Origin of the sequence: Massilia niabensis, assembly GCF_042655085.1 — a bacterium.
GTDB lineage: Bacteria > Pseudomonadota > Gammaproteobacteria > Burkholderiales > Burkholderiaceae_D > Telluria > Telluria niabensis.
In genome coordinates this window covers 98041-116631 of sequence record NZ_JBHSMU010000004.1, presented here as the reverse complement: position 1 = coordinate 116631, position 18591 = coordinate 98041, and the positions used below count along the sequence as shown (strand labels likewise).

Below are 18591 nucleotides of genomic sequence, written 5' to 3'. Positions count from 1 at the left end.
TCACCTCCGTTCGTCCCGCTCTTCGTCCACCCTGCGCAGCCACAGGCTGCTGGCCCAGCCTTCGAACGGCAGGCCATCGACTGTCGTGCGCACCTGCCACCAGTCGCCGTCGACCACGCCGGTGGCCGTCACCACGGAACCGGCGGGCAGCACGGCCATGCGCCGGGCGCCGACCCCGTTCGCGGCGCGCAGGTTCAGCGCGTCGGCGACCCGGTAGCTGCGGCCCGGCAGCGGCGCGTCGGGATGTGCTGCCGGCGCTGCGCCCGCCGGTAGAGTGCCGGGCGGCCCGGCGATCCACCACAGCGCGCCGCCGATCAGGCAGGTCCCCAGCACCAGCACCGCGAGCGCGCGCGTGTTCGGGCGGCGCCACCACGCGCCGGGCGTGAAGCGCGCAGCCAGCGCCAGCGTCGCCAGCAGCGCGGCGCCGATGCAGGCGAAGGGCAGGAGCGTCGCCGGCATGGCCGTTACGCTTCCACGCGCAGCACGTAATGCCCGGCAACGACATGGTGCCCGTTCGGCACCAGGTAAGGCGCCTCCGGCGTCGCAGCCTCGATCGCCGCGACCAAGCCAAGCTGCTCGTCGAGGTGGTACAGGGCCTGGGTCGGCGCCAAGCGGGTGACGCGGTAGCCTTCGGGCGTCGCCTCCAGGCTCAAGGCATTCCTCGACAGCCCGAGGCGGTCCGCGCCACCCAGGTGGACCCCGTCGGCGCCGCGCAGGCAGGTGGCGGCATCGAGCACGCGCAGGCCGGCCAGCGCCGGAGCCCCGCGGCCAAAGGCGATGGGTGCGCCGGCGGGCACAGGCAGGCCGGGGGCGTCCGGCAGGCAGACGATCGCGCTGCAGCGATCCGCCATCGCCGGCGCCGGCGCCAGCACGCGCAGGTCGACGCCGTCGAGCGGGGCGAAGCGGTTCGGCACCGCGATGCGCTGGCGGCCATCCTTCGTGATGACGTGCACCTCGTCGGCCTCGTCGACCGCAAAGCCGATCAGGCAATCGTTTTCCAGGGCGCCGGCGGCGAGCTGGCGGTCGATGCCGAATTCGACGGCCGCGGCGCCTGTATCGCGGTAGCGCGAGAGGCGCGGCAGGGCGATCGCGGCGAGCGCCACGCGCTGGCGCGCCACCGGGGCGTAAGTGGCGTCCAAAGGCAGCGCGGCCTCGGCCTTGCCGCGGGCGCGGTGCACGGCCGGCACGGCGGTGAGCTCGGCGTCGTCGAGGGTGCGATCGCGCGACTTCCAGACCGCCGGCGCCCTTAGCGCCGGGGTGACGGCCGGCGCTAAGGGCGCCCGGGGGAGGGCGACGGCCGGATTCTGCGCGATTTTCAGGAGCAGCCGGGGCTGCGTGCCGGTCGCTTCGTCCTGTTTCGCGCGGATCGTGTAATACCCGGCGGCGGCATCGAAGCTGCACTCGAAGGCGTCCTTCGGGCGCACCTGCAGCTCGAGCGGCGCATCCGGCCCGTCGTTGATCAGGAGGATGGCGCCGTGTGCTTCAAAGGGCCAGCCCGGCACCGCATGGGTGGCGCTGGCCGCATCCCGCCCGAGCACCGTCAGGCGCTGGTTCGGGTAGACCGGGCAGACCGGCTGCCAGATGGCGCTGTCGCGCGAGACGCTCACCGTATAGTGCACCTGTTCGCCGGGCGCCGGCAGGTAGACGGCGTGGCCGAATTTGACTTCGACGTGGCCCGGTTCGAGGTGCTCGGCGCCGAGCACGTGGTAGCGCACCTCGTCGCTGCCGAGCAGGTCGCCGAAATCCTTCTGGTGCAGGGCCTGCAGTGTCTGCGCCAGGTCGCGCACGCGCGCGCCGCGGGTCAGGTGGCGGTCGTCGTCGACCTCGTCCTGGGGCAGGACTAGCGTCACGTGCGAAAAGCAGCGGGTGGCGGCGCGTCCGCGCTGCTCGCGGGGAGCCCTCTCTAACAGGTCGCGCAGCAGCGGGCGGCGGTTGAACAGCGCCAGGCCGGGGGCCTGCCAGATCGCTTCGGCATTGAAGACGTCGCTGACGCGGTTCAAGGTTTCGTGTTGGACGTAGACCGGCATGATTCAATTCTCCTCGATGATGGGGCGGGCGCCTCCGTCCACGGGGGCGCCCGCGGCAGCAAACGCTAGCAGGGGGAAGATGAAAAACAGGAGGTGCGAGCCGCCCGCGGACAGGAAGCTCATCGGCTGCCCCATGATCGGGAAGAACGCGAGGTTGGTTCCCCAGGACAGCAGGAAGTGGCCAAACAGGAAAGCGGCACCCCCGCACAGCACGAAGCAGCGAAAGCGCCCGGCCCAGGCATGGCGGAAGTCGCGCGCCAGCACGGCCCCCTGCCAGGCGCGCAGCGCGGCATGCAGCAGCGCGCACAGGAACGCGGCCTGCAGCGTCCACAGCGCCAGGCCGGCAATCAGGCCGTGCCGCTGCAGCAAAAACGAGGGCGCAAAATCGTCCTGCACCGCCGGAATCGCCAGTGCCTCGAATGCGCCTTGTCCCAGCGCCGTCAGGCCGAAAATGCCGTCGGCCCCAAACCAGCCGCCGCCCGTGATCGCCGCCGCGCCGAGCAGCAGTTGCTGGCCGGTGTGCGGGTGGGCCGCGGGGTCGAGCCAGACGCCGAAGCGCTCGCCGTAGAAGCTCCAGCCGCTGGCTCCGTCCACGGCGGCGCCGCGCAGTACCATCAACATGGCGAGGCAGGCCCAGGCCATCGCCGCCACCGCAAGCGCGGCGCCGGGGCGGCGCGCGGCGAACGACCAGGCCAGCAGCATGGCCGCGCCCCATACCAGCAACAGGATCAGGGGCGAATAATCGTCGACCTGCACCAGCGCCACGCCCAGCAGGACGACGAACAGCAGCGCCGGCGCGGCCAGGCGCAGCCAGCGCAGCAGGGCGCCGGCAGAGCCGGTACCTGTGCGGCCTCCCAGGCCGAGCGCGATGCAATGCGCGGCCAGCGCCGTCAGTGCCAGCTTGGCGAATTCCACCGGCTGCAGGTCAAACACGCCGGTCTCGTTGCCCCAGCCGACCTGCAGCAGCAGCGCCGCCAGGGCGCATGCGGCCAGCAGGAGCAGCAGCGACTCGGCCCGCGCCTGGATCATGGGAATGCCACCCGGGACGCGGCGCCGCGACGCAAAGGCGCCCGCGCTCCCCATGCCGAGCGCAATCACTGCCGCCGTCTTCTGGAAGTGGCGCAGCCAGGACGTATCCGGGGCGCCCAGCCCCAGTTCCAGCTGAAGCAGCAGGCCGGCCGCCAGCAGCAGCACGCCACAGGCGACCACCGCACCGGCGCCACGCCAGGCGAGCCCGTACCACAGCGCTCCCCAGCACAGCAGCAGCGACCAGGCGACGCCGGGCGCGGCGCCCGCGCGCTGGGCCAGCAGCATCGCCAGGCCGGCCACGGCGAGCGCGATGCCGGCGCCGAGCCGGGCAGCGTCCGGCAGCTTGCCGCGAACGCGCGTGCGCAATGCCATGGCGAAGGCCAGCGCGCCCGCTGCCACTGCGGCGATCGCAAATGGCGTGGCCCAGGCCGGCCAGGCCCACGGGTCGCGCCGCTCCCATTGCCAGCGCACGCCTTCGGGCAGCGCTGCCCGGGCTTCGCTGCGCACTGCCACGCGGCTGGTCGGATGGAGCTGCAGGGCGCCGTCGCGCAAATCCGTTGCCATGCGCGTGCGGCCGATGGTGATCGCGCTGACACCATCGAGCGCCTGTTCCGCCAGCGCGAGTTCGAAGGGCAGGCCGCCGCGCTCGACGAGGAGCGGCGTACGCCTGCTGCCTGTAGCCGCCGTGAGCAGCGGCGCGCCGTCGACGATGCGCAAGACGGCGCTGCCTGGTTCCGCATGCGCGTTGCCGACCTGGGTTCCACAGCTGAGGTTGCCGCCAAAGCCGAGCGGGCGCTCGATGGCGAGCACGGGAACCAGGCGCGGCAGCCAGCGGTTCCAGGCGCCCGCCAGGCGCGCGCCCGGCCCTGCACCCGGACAGGCGGCCAGCAGTTCGCCGTCGCGCCATACCGATGCGCCGTCGTACCGCCACGCCTGCCTGCCATCGCTGAAGCGCACGGCCTGGCCATCGACGGCATCGACCGTGTAATGCTGGGCGCCGAGATGGAAACGCGCGCCCGGCGCCAGGACCATGGAACTACTGCGCGTTTGGCGGCCGGCGCGCTCGAGGCGCAGGGCGCCGTCCGCGCTGGCGGCCCACCAGCGGCCGTGCTCGTCGCGGCGCAGGCGCAGCCCGGCGCCGGATCCGGGCACCGCCAGCGCGTCGCGTCCCAGTTCGGCAGCGGCGCCGGGCGCGAGCTGGATGTCGATCCGCGCCGGCATGTGCATCGGCGGGCTGCGCAGCAGGGCCAGGCCTTGCAAGGCGCACAGCACCAGCAGGATCGCGCCCGCGACAAGACGCGCGGCGCGCATCAGGCGGCCCTCCGCAGGTCATGGAAGCCCAGTCCACCCTGCGCGGCCGCGATCATGCGGCTGATCTCGAGCGCATGGCGCGGCCGGTGTTCGCGCTGGCCGGCCAGGAGTGCGCGCAGCAGCGCCAGGGCGGCGCCGGGGTTGCCATCGCCACTGCCGTCACCACTACCCGCGCACCGCAGGAAGTGCGCCGCTTCGTCCTCGCACAGGACCGGGGGCAGGGCGCCGCCGCAGGCCTCGCGCAGGCGCGCGGCGCCGTCCAGGCCGTGGGCGCGCCAGGCGTCGGCACAGGCACCCGAATAGCGCAGCGTGGCGCCGTTCGTCACCATGTAGAAGAACACCGCGCCCAGCGCGAAATAATCGGTGCGCGCGTCGGTCAGGTAAGCTTGGGGCGCGCTGGGGAAGAACTGCTCGGGCGCCTGCCAGCTGGCGGTGCCGGCATACGAATGCGCGGCGGCGTCGAGGAGGCTGCGGTTGGTACCGAAATCGGCCAGTTTCAAGGTGCGGCTGGCTTTGTCCAGCAGCAGGTTGGCGGGCTTGAGGTCGAGGTAGCGCCAGCCGTGCTGGTGGACTTTGGCGAGCGCCGCATTGACCTGGGCGAGCCAGGCCAGCGACTGGCCGAGCCCGATACGGCGCCCATCGCCCGCCTGCGCCGCCATGTGGGTGGAGAGGTCGCCGTCGAGCAGTTCGAGCGCCATGGCCGGCAGGCCGTCGTGGACGCCGTGGTCGAGCAGGCGCACGATGTGGCGCGCGTCCCACGGCGTGAGCTGCGAGAGGAAGGCGATTTCGCGCTCGGCGCAGGCGCGCCAGCGCTCGCGCAGGGATGGCTCGGCGCGCGCCATCTGCTCGCGGTTGACCAGCTTGAGGGCGACTTCGCCGACACCGAATCCAATACATTCGGCGCGCCAGACCACGCCGTAGCTGGACGCGGCCAGTTGCCCGCGCAGCCGGTAGTGGCCGGCCGCCAGTGTCACGATGTCGCCGCTTTGCACCATGCTTCCCCCGATCGACGCGGCAAGTCGCCGCTGCCGGGCCTTAGCGGAGGGCCGGGGAAAGGTTCAGGCGAAGGGGATGGACAGCGGGAATAAACAAAGCCGCGTCGGGGACGCGGCTTTCGGGGTAGCACAGGCTTGGATCAGCGGCGGTAGCCGTCGCGGTAGCCATCACGGTGGTGATCGCGGTAGCCGCGGTCATAGTCGCGGTAGCCACGGTCATAATCGCGGTAACCATGGCCATGACCACGACGGTGGCCGTGGTGACGCGGTGCGACATACACGACATCCGGCTGGCGGTAGTAACGCGGCGCTTCGTAGTACACCGGGCGTGGCTGGACATACACCGGACGCGGCTGGACGTACACCTGGGTCGAATATCCGTGACCGCGGTCGTAACCGCGGTCGTAACCACGGTTGTCGTAGTAACCACGGTCGTCGTGGTGACGGCCGCCGATCGAGTTGCCGACTGCCGCGCCGAGCACGCCGCCGACAACGGCGCCGCCGCTACCACCCGCGCTGTGGCCGATTGCTGCGCCGAGCACCGCGCCGACCGCCGTATTGACGCCGCGGTCGCCAGCGAATGCCGAGGGCGAGACGGCAACGGCGGCCAGGATCACCGCACCAAAGCATTTTTTGTTCAACATGGCTGTTCCTTTTTTGCCTCAACGAGGATCGGGATGATCACTGTCACGCCGCGGCATGAGTGAACTATATCGAAGGCCCGGGAGTCGTTCACCATCTAATACAGATTATTACAAGTGGTTCAGGCGCCGTAACATTCTCCCGCAACAATCGCCGGTACATCTCTGTTGCAAGCCTTGCAGACCGCCGTGGCCGCCCCATCTGGTTCCGGTCACCCTTCACATCCAGGCCTCCATGTCAGCGCGCCGTAATCTTGTCGTCGTCTTTTCCCTGCACTTCCTGCTGCACGTCTATATCGCCGTGCGCCTGATGCCCGATATCGGCACGGGACGGCCCGGCCTGCTGGTTCTGACTGCGCTCCTGCTGCTGGCGACGCTGCTGCTGGCGCCGGTCGGGCTGATGTCGTCGTCACTCCGCCGCCGCCGCTGGTCCGAGCAACTGGGCTGGTTGGGCCTCCTGGCAATGGGCCTGTTTTCCTCCTTTTTCGTGCTCACCTTCCTGCGCGACCTTGTCCTGCTAGCCGCTTGGCTCACCGGCCTCAGTATCGGCCTCGGCAGTGCCGGGCTCACCCACTGGTCCGCGATCGCGGTGCCGCTGCTGGCGCTGGCGGTGACCTTCATCGGTTTCGTCAACGCCCGCCGCGTGGCGCGTGTGGTGAAGGTGGACGTGCCGATCGCCGGCCTGCCCGAGGCCCTGCACGGCTATTCGATTGCCCAGGTGTCCGACATCCACGTCGGCCCGACCATCAAGCGCCCCTACCTGGAGGCCATCGTCAACCGCGTCAATGCCTTGGGGGCCGATGCGATTGCCGTGACCGGCGACCTGGTCGACGGCAGCGTGCAGCGTCTGGCCGCGCATACCGAGCCGCTGGGGCGCTTGCGTGCGCCGGACGGCGTCTTCTTCGTCACCGGCAACCACGAATACTATTCGGGCGCCGAGGAGTGGATCGCCGAAGTGCGCCGCCTCGGCCTCACCGTGCTGCTCAACGGGCACGTGCTGCGCTGGCGCGGCGGGGCGACCCTGATGATTGCCGGGGTGACGGATTACTCGGCCCACCATTTCAACCCCGCGCACCGCAGCGACCCGACAGCCGCGATCGCCGGCGCGCCGCCGGAGGTGGCGGTGAAAATCCTGCTGGCGCACCAGCCGCGCAGCGCGCCGGCCGCGGCTGGCGCCGGGTTCGACCTGCAACTGTCGGGGCATACGCACGGCGGGCAGTTCTTCCCGTGGAACCTGTTCGTGCCCCTGCAGCAGCCTTTCGTGGCCGGGCTGCACCGCACAGGGCGCTTGTGGGTGTACACCAGTCGCGGCACCGGCTACTGGGGGCCGCCGAAACGTTTTGGCGCGCCGTCCGAAATCACCTTGGTGCGGCTGGTACCAGGTTGAGGATGTAAAGACAGCCAAACCTTGCCAAATGCGCTATCGTGCTCTTTCTCGAAACCATCGAAAGACTGCACGCATGAATCGCCTCCGCTCATTCGCCCACGCGCACGCCCTCGGCCTCGCAATCTCCACGCTCTTCGTCGGCGCAGCAGGGGCGGCCAGCCCCGGCAACGATCCGGCCGCGCTCGCGAAGATCCGCGACACGGCCATGGCGAGCGACTATGCCTGGGAGCGCATGGCGGACATGACCGACCTGATCGGCCCGCGCCTGTCTGGTTCGCGAGGGGCGGCCGCGGCGGTGACCCAGGTGGCCGATGCGATGCGCAAACTCGGCGCGAAGGTGACGCTGCAACCGGTCAAGGTGCCGCACTGGGTGCGCGGCGTGGAAACCGGCGAGCTGGTCGAGTACCGCGGCCGCCCGGAGGGCATCAGCCAGCGCGTGGTACTGACCGCCCTGGGCGGCTCGGGCGCGACTCCGGCTGAGGGCCTGGTCGCGCAGGTGATCGTGGTCTCGAGCTTCGACGAACTCAAGGCGCGCGCGGGTGAAGTGAAAGGGCGCATCGTGCTGTTCGACGTACCGTTCGACCAGGGCATGGCCGATCGCGGCCTGGCGGGCCAGGCCTATGGCCAGGGCTCGAACTACCGCACCAACGGGCCGCGCATCGCTGCCGAAATGGGCGCGGCGGCGGCGCTGGTGCGCTCGGTCGGCGGCGCCAACTACCGCCTGCCGCACACCGGCAACACCGGCCTGCAGGACGGCGCGCGCATTCCGGCGGCGGCCGTCACGGTCGAAGACGCGATGCTGATGCGGCGCCTGGCCAAACGCGGCCCGATCACCATGCGCCTGGTGCTCACGCCGCAAAACCTGCCGGACACCGACAGCTACAACGTGATCGCCGACTGGCCCGGAACCGACAAGGCGGGCGAAGTCGTGATCGTCTCCGGCCACCTCGACTCCTGGGACTTGTCCACCGGCGCCCACGACGACGCCTCCGGCGTGGCCAGCGCCATGGCCGTGTTCGACACCCTGAAAAAACTCGACTACCGCCCACGCCGCACGATCCGTATGATCGCCTGGATGAACGAGGAGAACGGCACCCGCGGCGCGCGCACCTACCTGGCGGCGAACGAGGCCAACGCGGCCAGCCACATCGGCGCGATCGAAAGCGACAATGGCGCCGGGCGCCCGTTCGGCCTGCGCGCCAGCGTGCCGGCAACGTCCAGCCGCCTGTTCGCGCCCTTGCAGGCGGCGCTGCAGCCGATCGGCGCCGGCCTGTTCCGGCGCGAGGATGCCCTGTCGACCGGGGACCTGTCGGGCCTTGAACGCGCGGGCGTGCCGAGCTTCGCGCCGCTGCTCGATACGTCGACCTATTTCGACTACCACCATACCGCTGCCGACACGCTCGACAAGGTCGATCCGGACCACCTGCGCCGCCATGTTGCTGTGATGGCGGCCACGGCGTGGTTCCTGGCCAACGTCGAGGAGCCGATCGGCCGCGCCAGCGTGCCGCCACGGTAAATGCCGGATGGCCGCGCAGGGCGCCCGCCCTGCGGCCGCGCCCGCACTGACTGTTTCCGCCCGGTTTTCGTTGCCGCCATTGCGGTCGTTTCACCCGGTTACCGCCGTGAACCGTACGCGCCCTCGTGGACCGTTTCGGTAGACTCCCCACACACATCGCGAGTGGAGGACACCATGAATGGACGACGGAAACTGATGGGACAACGCATTGCCGTGCTGGTGGCGGACGGCTTCGAGAAAGTGGAGCTGACGGCGCCGGTCGCGGCCCTGCGCGGGGCCGGCGCCGCCGTGGACATCATCTCCCTGCACTCTGGCAAGATTCGCGCGATGAACCTGCACATGCCGGCCGAGCTGATCGCGGTCGACTTCAAGGTCGACGACGTCAGCGCGCGCGACTACGACGGCCTCCTGATTCCGGGCGGTTTCATGAACCCCGACACGCTGCGCCAGTCCTCGTCGGCGCGCGACCTCGTGCGCGCCTTCGACCTGGCCGGCAAGCCGATCGCGACCCTGTGCCACGGCCCGTGGGTGCTGGCATCCTGCGGACTGCTCTCCGGCCGTACGCTGACATCCTGGCCCGGCGTGCGCGACGACATGGTGCACGCCGGCGCCATCTGGCTCGACCAGGAAACCGTACGCGACGGTAACCTCGTGACGAGCCGCGGCCCGCAGGACATCATGCCCTTCGTGCGCGAGATGATCGCGCTGTTTGCGGGCGAAGCGGGCAGCCGCAGCGCGCACGGCCGCCGCCATTCGGACCCGCAACGCGAAAGCCCGACTGCTATTACGAGCGCCGCCATGCGCGGGATGCCGCGCTCATCGATCGGCACCGTGCTGGGCCTGGCGCTGCTGGGCGTGGGCGTGGCCGCCGCCAAGCGTACCAAGGACGGTGCGCGCATGACGGCTGCGGAAGCGCGCGCGGGGTCGGTGTAAGAGGGTATTGGCCCCGGTACAGCCCGGGGCCTCAAGCTGCACCTGCGCAAAGGTCAAGCGCAAAAGGGTGCGCAGAATCCGGGCAGGGCCGCGCAGGAACAGTGCAGGAACAGTCCCCGCGTGCCTTGCCCGATACGCCAATCCGCCAATCCGCCAATCCGCCTGGCGCAGCCTGGCCGGACCAAGCCGCGCCGCGCGCGCCGGTCAACGCACCTCAGATCATTCGATCGGTACCCGCCGGACCGCCCGCGCATGGCCGCGGAACGGCCGACCGTACACCGTCTGGATACCGCTGGCGAAATTCTCGCCCCACACCAGCTGGGCCCGGGTTTCGTGCGGCTCGGACGACCAGTACCATTCGCGCGCGAACTGCTCGCGCAGGTTCGCGAACAGCAGTGACAGCTCGCGCCGGTTCGGCAGCTCGCCGCCCTGGGTGATGGCCCAGTCGAGCGCGCCGGGCCAGCTGGCGTCGGCAGCGTCGCCTGGCAGCAGGATCAGGTGGTGGTCGGGCGCGCCGTCCTTGCCGAGGATGATGCCGGCGTAGTGCTCGCCTTCTTTCAGTGTTTCTCGTAGTTGCATATAAATGCCCATCGGGGTCTCCGCGCAGAGATTGCGTTATTTAGTCACACGGTAAGACACCGGCCTCGGCACCTTAGTTGCCACTTCAAACACGATATAGATCAGAACGCTGGCTGATTTTGGGAGGAATGGTCTTTCTTAATTCTTTATTACTCATAGAAAATTTTAATTGAAAAAGGTTGAACCAAGGATGTTTCCTGCTCTCAAAGGTACATATTCACTTTTTTGGCCAGGAAACTTTTACATGACGAATCAAGCTATTTTCGCCCTTCGCACCAACGCCATCGTCCGTCACTCCGCTACCGTTTTGCTCGCAGCCTGTGCTGTTCATGGAGCCATGGGCAGTGCCCATGCCGCAGGCACCCTCAGCGGCTATGACAGCCTTAGCAGCGCCGCTGGCGTACAAGCCAGTGCCACCCTGCCGGCCACCGCCTACAACTACTACGTATCGCCCACCGGCTCCGACAGCGCCGCCGGCACCCAGGCAGCGCCGTTCAAGACGCTGGCCCGCGCCGCGAAAGCCGCAACCCGTGCCGGTACGACCGTCTTTGTTGCGCCAGGCACCTATGCCGGCGGCTTCAAGACGACCGCCAACGGCACCGCCGCCAGCCGTATCTACTGGGTCTCGACCACCAAATGGGGCGCCAAAATCGTTCCGCCAACCAATTCGACCAACAAGACCGCCTGGGATAACCGCGGCAACTACGTCAGCATCATCGGTTTCGACGTCGACGGCAGCAAGCTCGCCGGCGGCACCAAGTGGACGCTCGGCATCTACACCGGCGGCTCGTATAACGTCATCGAAGGCAACCGCGTGCACCACACCGCCAACACCATTTCGTGCAGCAGCGCGGGCGGTTCGGCCATCGGCGTGGACAGCTATTTCAATGGCGTGATGACTGACGTCATCGGCAACGTCGTGCACGACATCGGCCCTGCCGGCTGCAGCTACGTGCAAGGCATCTATGTCAGCACCTCGGGCACGATCAAGAACAACGTCGTCTACCGCGTCGGTTCGGCAGCGATTCACCTGTGGCACGACGCCACGGATGTGAAGATCGTCAACAACACGGTGAGCGCCTCGAACTTCGGCATCATCGTCGGCGGCGGCGACTTCTACTTCACCAGCGCCGGCGCCAACAACGTGCACGTACACAACAACATCGTCTACGACAACAAGTACGGCATTTCGGAGCAGGGCAAGACCGGCAGCGCCAACACCTACCAGAACAATCTCGTGTTCAAGAACACGACCTACAACTGGCAGCTTCGTAACGGCCTGAGCCATACTGGCACGATCACCTCGGATCCACTGCTGGCCGGCTACTCGCGTACCGCGGCCTTCCCCAACTTCAAGCCAGGCACCAGCTCGCCTGTGATCGGCCGCGGCGTCGCGACCTATGCACCGGCGACCGATATCGATGGCCGCGCGCGCAGCGCGAGCGCCGGTGTCGACGTCGGCGCGTATCAACGTTAAGCAGGGCTGATCGCACCCTTCGGGTTCGGTTATGCCAACCCGCGCAGCCGCAAGGCGCGCGGGGTTTTTTACGTCTGTCGGGCGCAGTGCGGAGTCTTCATTCCGGCTGAGGTTGCGGCCATATGGAAATTATTTCTGCAGTAAACAACTGTTTCTATAAGAAAACAACATTGGTGACAATGCTATTCCACAGAAATAATGTCCCTCAAACATTGAACCTAAGCAGTTTCCTACGCTCAAAGTTATGCATTCACTTTTAACGTCAGGGAATTTCTGCATGAAAAAGCAATTGGTTTCAGCAAGCTCGAATCGTCTCAACGCAATGACGCGCGCCACCACGTCCGCGCTATTTATTCTCTGCGCCGTATCCACTGCGCAAGCCGCAGATCGTTACACGGTATCCGGGTACGACGCTGCTCGTACGGGCTCCACCTCTTACAGGGACGCCATCGCGACCCGCCAGGTGACCGCCTTGTACCGCACCCTGCTGAACCGTGAGCCGGACCGCGAGGGCCTGGCGTACTGGGTGTATAGGATGTCGCGAGGAACGACGATTGGGCAGATCGAAGCGGAGCTCAAACAGACCAGAGAATACCGCAACCGTACTGCACCAGCTCCTGCGCCGGCCCCAGCCCCAGCCCCAGCTCCTGCGCCGGCACCCGCTCCTGCGCCGGCACCGGCTCCTGAGCCCGCACCAGCACCAGCACCCGCGCCCGCACCAGCGCCTGCACCTGCACCTGCACCTGCACCTGCACCTGCGCCTGCACCTGTGCCGCCGGCCGCTACGCCAGCGACCCCGAACAACTTCTACGTATCGCCAAGTGGTTCGGATACGGCCGCCGGCACCAAGGCCGCCCCGTTCAAGACGCTGGCACGCGCCGCAAAAGCCGCCGTCAAGCCGGGCACGACTGTATTTGTTGCACCAGGCACCTACGACGGTGGCTTCAAGACGACCGCCAGCGGTACGGCGAACAGTCGCATCTATTGGGTCTCGACCACACAGTGGGGCGCCAAGATCGTCCCCCCTGCAAATTCGACCAACAAGACCGCCTGGGACAACCGCGGCCACTACGTGAGCATCATCGGCTTCGAAGTCGACGGCAGCAAGATTCGCAGCGGCACCAAGTGGACGCTAGGCATCTACACCGGCGGCTCGTATAACGTCATCGAAGGCAACCGCGTGCACCACACGGCCAACACCATCGCCTGCAGCAGCGCGGGCGGTTCGGCCATCGGCGTGGACAGCTATTACAAGGGCGTGATGGGCGACGTCATCGGCAACGTCGTGCACGACATCGGCCCTGCCGGCTGCAGCTATGTCCAGGGCATTTATCACAGCACCTCGGGCACGATCAAGAACAACGTCGTCTACCGCGTCGGTTCGGCCGCGATCCACCTGTGGCACGATGCGACCAACCTGAAGATCATCAACAACACGGTGAGCGCCTCGAACTTCGGCATCATCGTCGGTGGCGGCGACTATTACTTCACCTCGGCCGGCGCGAACAATGTCCACGTCCACAACAACATCGTGTACGACAACAAGTACGGCATCTCGGAGCAGGGCAAGACCGGCACCGCGAATACGTACAAGAACAACCTGGTGTTCAAGAATACGACCTACAACTGGCAGCTGCGCAACGGCCTGACGCACACCGGCACGATCACGTCGGACCCGCTGCTGGCCGGCTACTCGCGTACCGCCGCCTTCCCCAACTTCAAGCCGAGCACCAGCTCGCCAGTGATCGGCCGCGGCATCGCGACCTACGCACCGGCGACCGATATCGACGGTCGTGCACGCAACGCGACGGTCGGCTTCGACATCGGCGCTTATCAACACTAAGCAGCACTGAATAGCACTGATCAAACCGTTCAGGTCCGATCGAGCAAACCCGCGCAGCCGCAAGGCGCGCGGGTTTTTTTGTGTCCGCAGTGCAGGTGCGAGCCCCGGTGCCACGGCCTTTTGCGCCGCGCCCACCGGCCAAAAGAGGGCAGCGACAATTGTTTCACGTTCGAATAAAGTTTGTAAAAATTATACTTATAGGAAATTTGTTTTGGAAAAAGTTGAACTTAAGCAGTTTCCATCCCTCAAAGCTTACGTATTCACTTTTATCTCAGGAAATTTTCCACATGCAAAAGCAAGTCGCCTTCGCAGTTCGTACCAACGCCATCGTTCGCGCAGTTGTTCGCCCAGCCGCTACTGTTCTGCTCGCAGCCTGTGCTGTCTATAGCGGAACCGCCAGCGCCCAAACCTCGGTCACGCTGTCGGGCTATGACAACCTGAGCGCCACCCCAAGCGTGTCGAGCAGCGCCACCCTGCCTGCCACCGCTACCAATTACTACGTCTCGCCAACCGGCTCGGATACCGCCGCCGGCACCCGCGCTGCCCCGTTCAAGACCCTGGCCCGCGCCGCCCGCGCCGTCACCCGCGCCGGCACCACCGTCTTCGTTGCGCCAGGCACCTATGCCGGCGGCTTCAAGACAACCGCCAGCGGCACCGCCGCCAGCCGCATCTACTGGGTCTCGACAACGAAGTGGGGCGCCAAGATCGTTCCCCCTGCAAATTCGACCAACAAGACCGCCTGGGACAACCGCGGCCACTACGTGAGCATCATCGGCTTCGAAGTCGATGGCAGCAAGCTCGCCGGCGGCACCAAGTGGACCCTCGGCATCTACACCGGCGGTTCGTATAACGTCATCGAAGGCAACCGCGTGCACCACACGGCCAACACCATCGCCTGCAGCAGCGCGGGCGGTTCGGCCATTGGCGTGGACAGCTATTACAAGGGCGTGATGGGCGACGTCATCGGCAACGTCGTACACGACATCGGCCCTGCCGGCTGCAGCTATGTCCAGGGCATTTATCACAGCACCTCGGGCACGATCAAGAACAACGTCGTCTACCGCGTCGGTTCGGCCGCGATCCACCTGTGGCACGATGCAACGAACCTGAAGATCATCAACAACACGGTGAGCGCCTCGAACTTCGGCATCATCGTCGGTGGCGGCGACTACTACTTCACCTCGGCCGGCGCGAACAATGTCCACGTCCACAACAACATCGTGTACGACAACAAGTACGGCATCTCGGAGCAGGGCAAGACCGGCACCGCGAATACGTACAAGAACAACCTGGTGTTCAAGAATACGACCTACAACTGGCAGCTGCGCAACGGCCTGACGCACACCGGCACGATCACGTCGGACCCGCTGCTGGCCGGCTACTCGCGTACCGCCGCCTTCCCCAACTTCAAGCCGAGCACCAGCTCGCCTGTCATCGGCCGCGGCATCGCGACCTACGCACCGGCGACCGATATCGACGGTCGTGCACGCAACGCGACGGTCGGCTTCGACATGGGTGCTTACCAGCACTAAGCCGCAGCACTGAGCAGCCCTGATCGCACCGCCACTGGTGCGCTCGGGCCGACCCGCGCAGCGACAAGCTGCGCGGGTTTTTTTCGCTCGTTGACCCGCACAGTCGCTGGCAAGGTGTTGCAGGCCGATCCGGTTTAGCGGTGCAAATCATGTCGTGTTGAGGCGGCGCAAATGCAGCGCCCAAATGCGTGTTGATGTGTCAAGGGCTTCGTGTAGAATCAAATCTTTCAGGGTGTGAACCGGGGCGGGCGTCCCGGCCGCTGGTGCATGCCGGCCCCGCACCCGATCGAACACGGTAACTGGCATGTCACGCACTCAGCAACAGAAGTCGTTCAGTTTCACGTCTTTTCTCGGCGCGGCCCCGGTCCGCGCCGTTTTCTTTAGCGCGCGCACGGACAGTCCCGTTCGCCCGCAGCAGGACGGGACCGGCTTGCCGGCCCCATAGGCCTGGTCCTGTTGAGCCGCAACACGCGGCCGCACCCTCCCGAACGACCTGATGCCGCGCAGCGGCGCGCCAGCCATTTTCAATTTCGTCAGTGTTATAGAAAGCGTACGATGGACAGTGTAGAGACAACCCGGAAACAGACGGTCCAACCGCAAACCAACGACGGCGCACGTCAGCCGCGCCGCCGCATCGCCAAGGACGTCCTCGAGCGAGGGCGGCGCCTGCGCAACCGCGCGGGGGTGCTGATCGGTGTATCGATGGGCCTGGTGGCGCTGCTGGTCGCCATGGAGTAAAGCGAAGAGGCCTAGTCCGGTATTGGCAGCGCCATCTGCGGGCTGTTGGCACCGGCGCGGTTGACTTCGGGCGTGACCTTGAACCACTCGAAGGCGTCCGGCGGCAGGGCGGCGCGGCGCGCCAGTTCGAGCGCGCCCTCGGGCGGCAGGGCGGGGTCGAGCCAGAGCGCGGCGTCGGCGGCGTCGAGCACGACGGGGCGCCGGTCGTGGATGTCGAGCATGCCTTCGCCGGCGTCGTCGGTGACGATCACGAAGCCCGCTTCGGCGCGGTTTTCGGTGAAGCTGCCGAAGTTCGCCAGCGCCAGCATGAACAGCGTCGCGCGGTCCTTGCGGTGGATGTGCCAGGGCTGCTTCTTGCCTTTTTCGCCGGTCCACTCGTACCAGCCTTCGGCCGGGACGATCGCGCGCCCGTTTTTCAGCAGCCGGCTCCAGTAGCGGTTGGTCAGCTTGTCGAGGCGGGCGTTGATGGTGATCGGTACCTTGCCTTCCGCCCATTTCGCGCGGTAGCTCCAGAACACGTCGTCGATGCGCCGCTCGCCGTCCTGGATGTGCATGACGGGACGATACGTGCCTGGCGACACGTTAAAAGCAGGCACGGACTCGCTGTCGAACGTGGCATCGGCCCAGCCGAAGACGCTCGCGTAATACCGTGCCGTTTGGCTTTGATCAAATCGTCCACACATGGGAAGCATGGTACTGCAAAACCCCCGGCCGCACGATAGACTGGGCCGGGCAGGCCGGCGCGGGAGTCCGATGTTATCCTGCTAACTGGCAAAACTGGAGGATTCGACATGGCGGCAAGCTGGCTCAGGATGTTAAAGGCGGTTCCGTGGAGCGAGGTCATCGCGGCTGCGCCGCAGGTGGCGGGCAGCGCACGCAGGCTTTGGGAAACGGTTGGGCGCCGTGGCGCGCCCGAGCCCGGGATCGACCTGGGCGAAGCGATGGCGCACGCGCCCATCGACGAGGACGTGGCGATACTTGCCGCGCGGATCGAGCAGCAGGACGCAACCATCGCCCAGTTGCACGGACAGGTGCGCGAAGCAACGAAGGTGATCACCGAACTGGCCGACCAGAACGCGCAGCTGGTCGCGCGCATGCAGGCAGCGCGCGAGCGCCTCAGCACGGTCACCCTGGTAGCAGCCGGATCGGCCCTGCTATCGGTGATTTCGCTGGCGATCGTGCTGGCCCGTACCTGAGTCACCGAGGATAAACCGAGCATGAAATTTGTCCTGGTCCTGTTCAGCACCTTTATCTTCATCGCCATGCTGATGAATAACAGCCGCAAGCGCGGCATGCTCAACGAGGACGCCAACAAGGCGGTCACCGGCTTGGCGACGGCGATGCGCTATTTTTTGTATGGCTTGCTGGCAGTTGGCGCCGCGGTCTGCGCAGTGCTGATCTATCAAGGTAGCTGAGCACGGCGGCTGACCGCACGCACGGCGGCCGTTCCAGGGCTTTCACTACCGGGGGCGGCGCGCGGCCCCGATTTCGCACAGCGATCCCAGCCTGCGTCCGGCACGTCAGCGCGTATGTCTCTCCATCTCCCTTCTCTACTGCCCAAGCGTTCGCATGTTCCGGATGTCGCAGGGCATCCGGCGCGCCTTCTGTTGCGTAGATGCCGCAAGGAAATTAAATAGCGTTTTCATCCTGTCACCAAAAGCGTGTCCTGGGGAAGGTGGGCGGTTAAAATCGTTCAGACTTTTGCCTTGCGGAATCTTTTCGCATCTGACCGAGCGGCGCGTACACCTTGCCGCAGCCCAATTCATAATGAAAACCACTATTCTCCCGCGGCTGCTGTCGCTCGCCTGTCTTGTCCTGCTCGGCTCGTCGCGCGCTTATGCCGACGATGCGACCGGCCAGCCCGCCGCCCGCGGCCTGGCCTGGAGTTCGAACGCCAGCACCGTTTCGCAGTATGTTTCGCGCGGTTTCCGCCAGACCTGGGGCAAGCCTGCGCTGCAGGGCGGGTTCGATGTCGCACACCCGAGTGGCTGGTCTGCCGGCACCTGGATGTCGAGCGTCAGCGACCGCTATATCGAAAACGGCAAGCTTGAGTGGGACCTGTATGGCGGCTACACCGGAGCTGCAGGCCCGGTCGGCTACAGCCTCATGGCGCTCGTGTATCGGTACCCGGGCGCGGTGATGGAGGCAAGCGGAACGAAGTTCGACTACGCGGAGTTGTCGGGGGGCATTACCTACAAGTCCTTGTATGCCAGGTACAACCACACCGTCACGCGCGATTTCTTCGGCATCACGGGCGCGCGCGGTACTGGTTACGTCGACGCCGGCGCCAACCTGGCCATTGGCGACGGTTACGTGCTCAACCTGCACGCGGGGGAGGGCCGGGTAGCCGGTCCCGGGAACGATTACTGGGACTGGCGCGACATCAAGCTGGGCATGACCCGCGCACTGCCCGGGGGCTGGAGCGTTGCCGGTGCCTGGACGCGCGCCTTTGGCGCCACCGATGCCTACGACCGCTACACGACCGGCGTACCGAATGCCGCCGGCCACACCGCGTATTCGAATCCGGCCGAGGGGACATTCGTCCTCACGCTGACCCGCACCTTCTGACCTGAACGAGTCCAT

18 protein-coding genes and 1 pseudogene are annotated in these 18591 nt (G+C 66.7%); 11 read left to right on the top strand and 8 right to left on the bottom strand.

Annotated features, from left to right (window positions below):
- From ACFPN5_RS03160 to ACFPN5_RS03140, 5 genes are all read right to left on the bottom strand, one after another.
- Complete coding sequence (locus tag ACFPN5_RS03160) at positions 1 to 459, bottom strand: SH3 domain-containing protein (RefSeq protein WP_379780026.1); 459 nt, start codon at positions 457 to 459, stop codon at positions 1 to 3.
- 5 nt (positions 460 to 464) lie between these two features.
- A complete protein-coding gene (locus ACFPN5_RS03155) occupies positions 465 to 2027 on the bottom strand; it encodes a hypothetical protein (protein ID WP_379780024.1) in 1563 nt (520 codons plus the stop codon).
- A gap of 3 nt (positions 2028 to 2030) precedes the next feature.
- Positions 2031 to 4367, bottom strand: a complete 2337-nt coding sequence (locus ACFPN5_RS03150; RefSeq protein ID WP_379780022.1) for an FtsW/RodA/SpoVE family cell cycle protein — start codon at positions 4365 to 4367, stop codon at positions 2031 to 2033.
- Complete coding sequence (locus ACFPN5_RS03145; RefSeq protein WP_379780020.1) at positions 4367 to 5362, bottom strand: protein kinase domain-containing protein; 996 nt, start codon at positions 5360 to 5362, stop codon at positions 4367 to 4369. The genes ACFPN5_RS03150 and ACFPN5_RS03145 overlap by 1 nt, the downstream gene beginning before the upstream one ends.
- A gap of 140 nt (positions 5363 to 5502) precedes the next feature.
- Positions 5503 to 6006: a glycine zipper domain-containing protein gene (locus tag ACFPN5_RS03140; protein WP_379780018.1), complete on the bottom strand. Its 504-nt coding sequence runs from the start codon at positions 6004 to 6006 to the stop codon at positions 5503 to 5505.
- A 232-nt stretch (positions 6007 to 6238) separates the two neighbouring features.
- Here ACFPN5_RS03140 and ACFPN5_RS03135 point away from each other — a divergent pair, with 232 nt between their 5' ends.
- From ACFPN5_RS03135 to ACFPN5_RS03125, 3 genes are all read left to right on the top strand, one after another.
- The gene (locus ACFPN5_RS03135; protein WP_379780013.1) at positions 6239 to 7390 is read left to right on the top strand and encodes a metallophosphoesterase; all 1152 of its coding nucleotides are present in this window, start codon (positions 6239 to 6241) and stop codon (positions 7388 to 7390) included.
- A gap of 73 nt (positions 7391 to 7463) precedes the next feature.
- Entirely contained in the window at positions 7464 to 8906 is a 1443-nt protein-coding gene (locus tag ACFPN5_RS03130; protein WP_379780011.1) for a M20/M25/M40 family metallo-hydrolase, read from the top strand.
- 174 nt (positions 8907 to 9080) lie between these two features.
- Positions 9081 to 9839, top strand: coding sequence for a type 1 glutamine amidotransferase domain-containing protein (locus tag ACFPN5_RS03125; RefSeq protein ID WP_379780009.1), 759 nt, complete (start codon positions 9081 to 9083; stop codon positions 9837 to 9839).
- Positions 9840 to 10058: 219 nt separating this feature from the next.
- Here ACFPN5_RS03125 and ACFPN5_RS03120 read toward each other — a convergent pair whose 3' ends face one another.
- A complete protein-coding gene (locus ACFPN5_RS03120; RefSeq protein WP_379780007.1) occupies positions 10059 to 10418 on the bottom strand; it encodes an Lcl C-terminal domain-containing protein in 360 nt (119 codons plus the stop codon).
- 244 nt (positions 10419 to 10662) lie between these two features.
- Between ACFPN5_RS03120 and ACFPN5_RS03115 the strand changes: the two genes are divergently transcribed.
- Positions 10663 to 11895 (top strand): DUF1565 domain-containing protein, encoded by a 1233-nt coding sequence (locus ACFPN5_RS03115; RefSeq protein ID WP_379780005.1) that lies wholly within the window; start codon positions 10663 to 10665, stop codon positions 11893 to 11895.
- 244 nt (positions 11896 to 12139) lie between these two features.
- Positions 12140 to 12436: pseudogene (locus tag ACFPN5_RS03110) on the top strand (DUF4214 domain-containing protein); the annotation flags it as partial.
- Between the two features lie 34 nt (positions 12437 to 12470).
- Here ACFPN5_RS03110 and ACFPN5_RS03105 read toward each other — a convergent pair.
- Positions 12471 to 12662 (bottom strand): hypothetical protein, encoded by a 192-nt coding sequence (locus tag ACFPN5_RS03105; protein WP_379780936.1) that lies wholly within the window; start codon positions 12660 to 12662, stop codon positions 12471 to 12473.
- A 2-nt stretch (positions 12663 to 12664) separates the two neighbouring features.
- On the opposite strand from ACFPN5_RS03105, the gene ACFPN5_RS03100 reads away from it, so the two are divergent.
- The 3 genes from ACFPN5_RS03100 (at position 12665) to ACFPN5_RS03090 (ending at position 16008) form a co-directional block, all read left to right on the top strand.
- Positions 12665 to 13738 (top strand): DUF1565 domain-containing protein, encoded by a 1074-nt coding sequence (locus ACFPN5_RS03100; protein ID WP_379780914.1) that lies wholly within the window; start codon positions 12665 to 12667, stop codon positions 13736 to 13738.
- 287 nt (positions 13739 to 14025) lie between these two features.
- Complete coding sequence (locus ACFPN5_RS03095) at positions 14026 to 15270, top strand: DUF1565 domain-containing protein (RefSeq protein ID WP_379780003.1); 1245 nt, start codon at positions 14026 to 14028, stop codon at positions 15268 to 15270.
- 555 nt (positions 15271 to 15825) lie between these two features.
- Positions 15826 to 16008 carry a hypothetical protein gene (locus ACFPN5_RS03090; protein ID WP_379780001.1) on the top strand — a complete coding sequence of 61 codons (183 nt, stop codon included), beginning with the start codon at positions 15826 to 15828 and terminating at the stop codon, positions 16006 to 16008.
- A gap of 11 nt (positions 16009 to 16019) precedes the next feature.
- Here ACFPN5_RS03090 and ACFPN5_RS03085 read toward each other — a convergent pair whose 3' ends face one another.
- Positions 16020 to 16691: an SOS response-associated peptidase gene (locus ACFPN5_RS03085; RefSeq protein ID WP_379780912.1), complete on the bottom strand. Its 672-nt coding sequence runs from the start codon at positions 16689 to 16691 to the stop codon at positions 16020 to 16022.
- A 108-nt stretch (positions 16692 to 16799) separates the two neighbouring features.
- Here ACFPN5_RS03085 and ACFPN5_RS03080 point away from each other — a divergent pair, with 108 nt between their 5' ends.
- The 3 genes from ACFPN5_RS03080 to ACFPN5_RS03070 all read left to right on the top strand — a co-directional run bounded on the left by ACFPN5_RS03080 (position 16800) and on the right by ACFPN5_RS03070 (position 18576).
- Entirely contained in the window at positions 16800 to 17204 is a 405-nt protein-coding gene (locus ACFPN5_RS03080; protein ID WP_379779999.1) for a hypothetical protein, read from the top strand.
- Between the two features lie 21 nt (positions 17205 to 17225).
- Positions 17226 to 17423 carry a hypothetical protein gene (locus ACFPN5_RS03075; protein WP_379779997.1) on the top strand — a complete coding sequence of 66 codons (198 nt, stop codon included), beginning with the start codon at positions 17226 to 17228 and terminating at the stop codon, positions 17421 to 17423.
- Between the two features lie 352 nt (positions 17424 to 17775).
- Positions 17776 to 18576, top strand: a complete 801-nt coding sequence (locus ACFPN5_RS03070) for a TorF family putative porin (RefSeq protein ID WP_379779995.1) — start codon at positions 17776 to 17778, stop codon at positions 18574 to 18576.
- The last annotated feature ends 15 nt before the right edge of the window (positions 18577 to 18591 follow it).

Excerpts from the sequence above, each read along its gene's own strand:
- ACFPN5_RS03160 (WP_379780026.1), bottom strand. The coding sequence starts at position 459 with ATGCCGGCGACGCTCCTGCCCTTCGCCTGCATCGGCGCCGCGCTGCTG.
- ACFPN5_RS03155 (WP_379780024.1), bottom strand. The coding sequence starts at position 2,027 with ATGCCGGTCTACGTCCAACACGAAACCTTGAACCGCGTCAGCGACGTC.
- ACFPN5_RS03150 (WP_379780022.1), bottom strand. The coding sequence starts at position 4,367 with ATGCGCGCCGCGCGTCTTGTCGCGGGCGCGATCCTGCTGGTGCTGTGC.
- ACFPN5_RS03145 (WP_379780020.1), bottom strand. The coding sequence starts at position 5,362 with ATGGTGCAAAGCGGCGACATCGTGACACTGGCGGCCGGCCACTACCGG.
- ACFPN5_RS03140 (WP_379780018.1), bottom strand. The coding sequence starts at position 6,006 with ATGTTGAACAAAAAATGCTTTGGTGCGGTGATCCTGGCCGCCGTTGCC.
- ACFPN5_RS03135 (WP_379780013.1), top strand. The coding sequence starts at position 6,239 with ATGTCAGCGCGCCGTAATCTTGTCGTCGTCTTTTCCCTGCACTTCCTG.
- ACFPN5_RS03130 (WP_379780011.1), top strand. The coding sequence starts at position 7,464 with ATGAATCGCCTCCGCTCATTCGCCCACGCGCACGCCCTCGGCCTCGCA.
- ACFPN5_RS03125 (WP_379780009.1), top strand. The coding sequence starts at position 9,081 with ATGAATGGACGACGGAAACTGATGGGACAACGCATTGCCGTGCTGGTG.
- ACFPN5_RS03120 (WP_379780007.1), bottom strand. The coding sequence starts at position 10,418 with ATGCAACTACGAGAAACACTGAAAGAAGGCGAGCACTACGCCGGCATC.
- ACFPN5_RS03115 (WP_379780005.1), top strand. The coding sequence starts at position 10,663 with ATGACGAATCAAGCTATTTTCGCCCTTCGCACCAACGCCATCGTCCGT.
- ACFPN5_RS03095 (WP_379780003.1), top strand. The coding sequence starts at position 14,026 with ATGCAAAAGCAAGTCGCCTTCGCAGTTCGTACCAACGCCATCGTTCGC.
- ACFPN5_RS03090 (WP_379780001.1), top strand. The coding sequence starts at position 15,826 with ATGGACAGTGTAGAGACAACCCGGAAACAGACGGTCCAACCGCAAACC.
- ACFPN5_RS03085 (WP_379780912.1), bottom strand. The coding sequence starts at position 16,691 with ATGTGTGGACGATTTGATCAAAGCCAAACGGCACGGTATTACGCGAGC.
- ACFPN5_RS03080 (WP_379779999.1), top strand. The coding sequence starts at position 16,800 with ATGGCGGCAAGCTGGCTCAGGATGTTAAAGGCGGTTCCGTGGAGCGAG.
- ACFPN5_RS03075 (WP_379779997.1), top strand. The coding sequence starts at position 17,226 with ATGAAATTTGTCCTGGTCCTGTTCAGCACCTTTATCTTCATCGCCATG.
- ACFPN5_RS03070 (WP_379779995.1), top strand. The coding sequence starts at position 17,776 with ATGAAAACCACTATTCTCCCGCGGCTGCTGTCGCTCGCCTGTCTTGTC.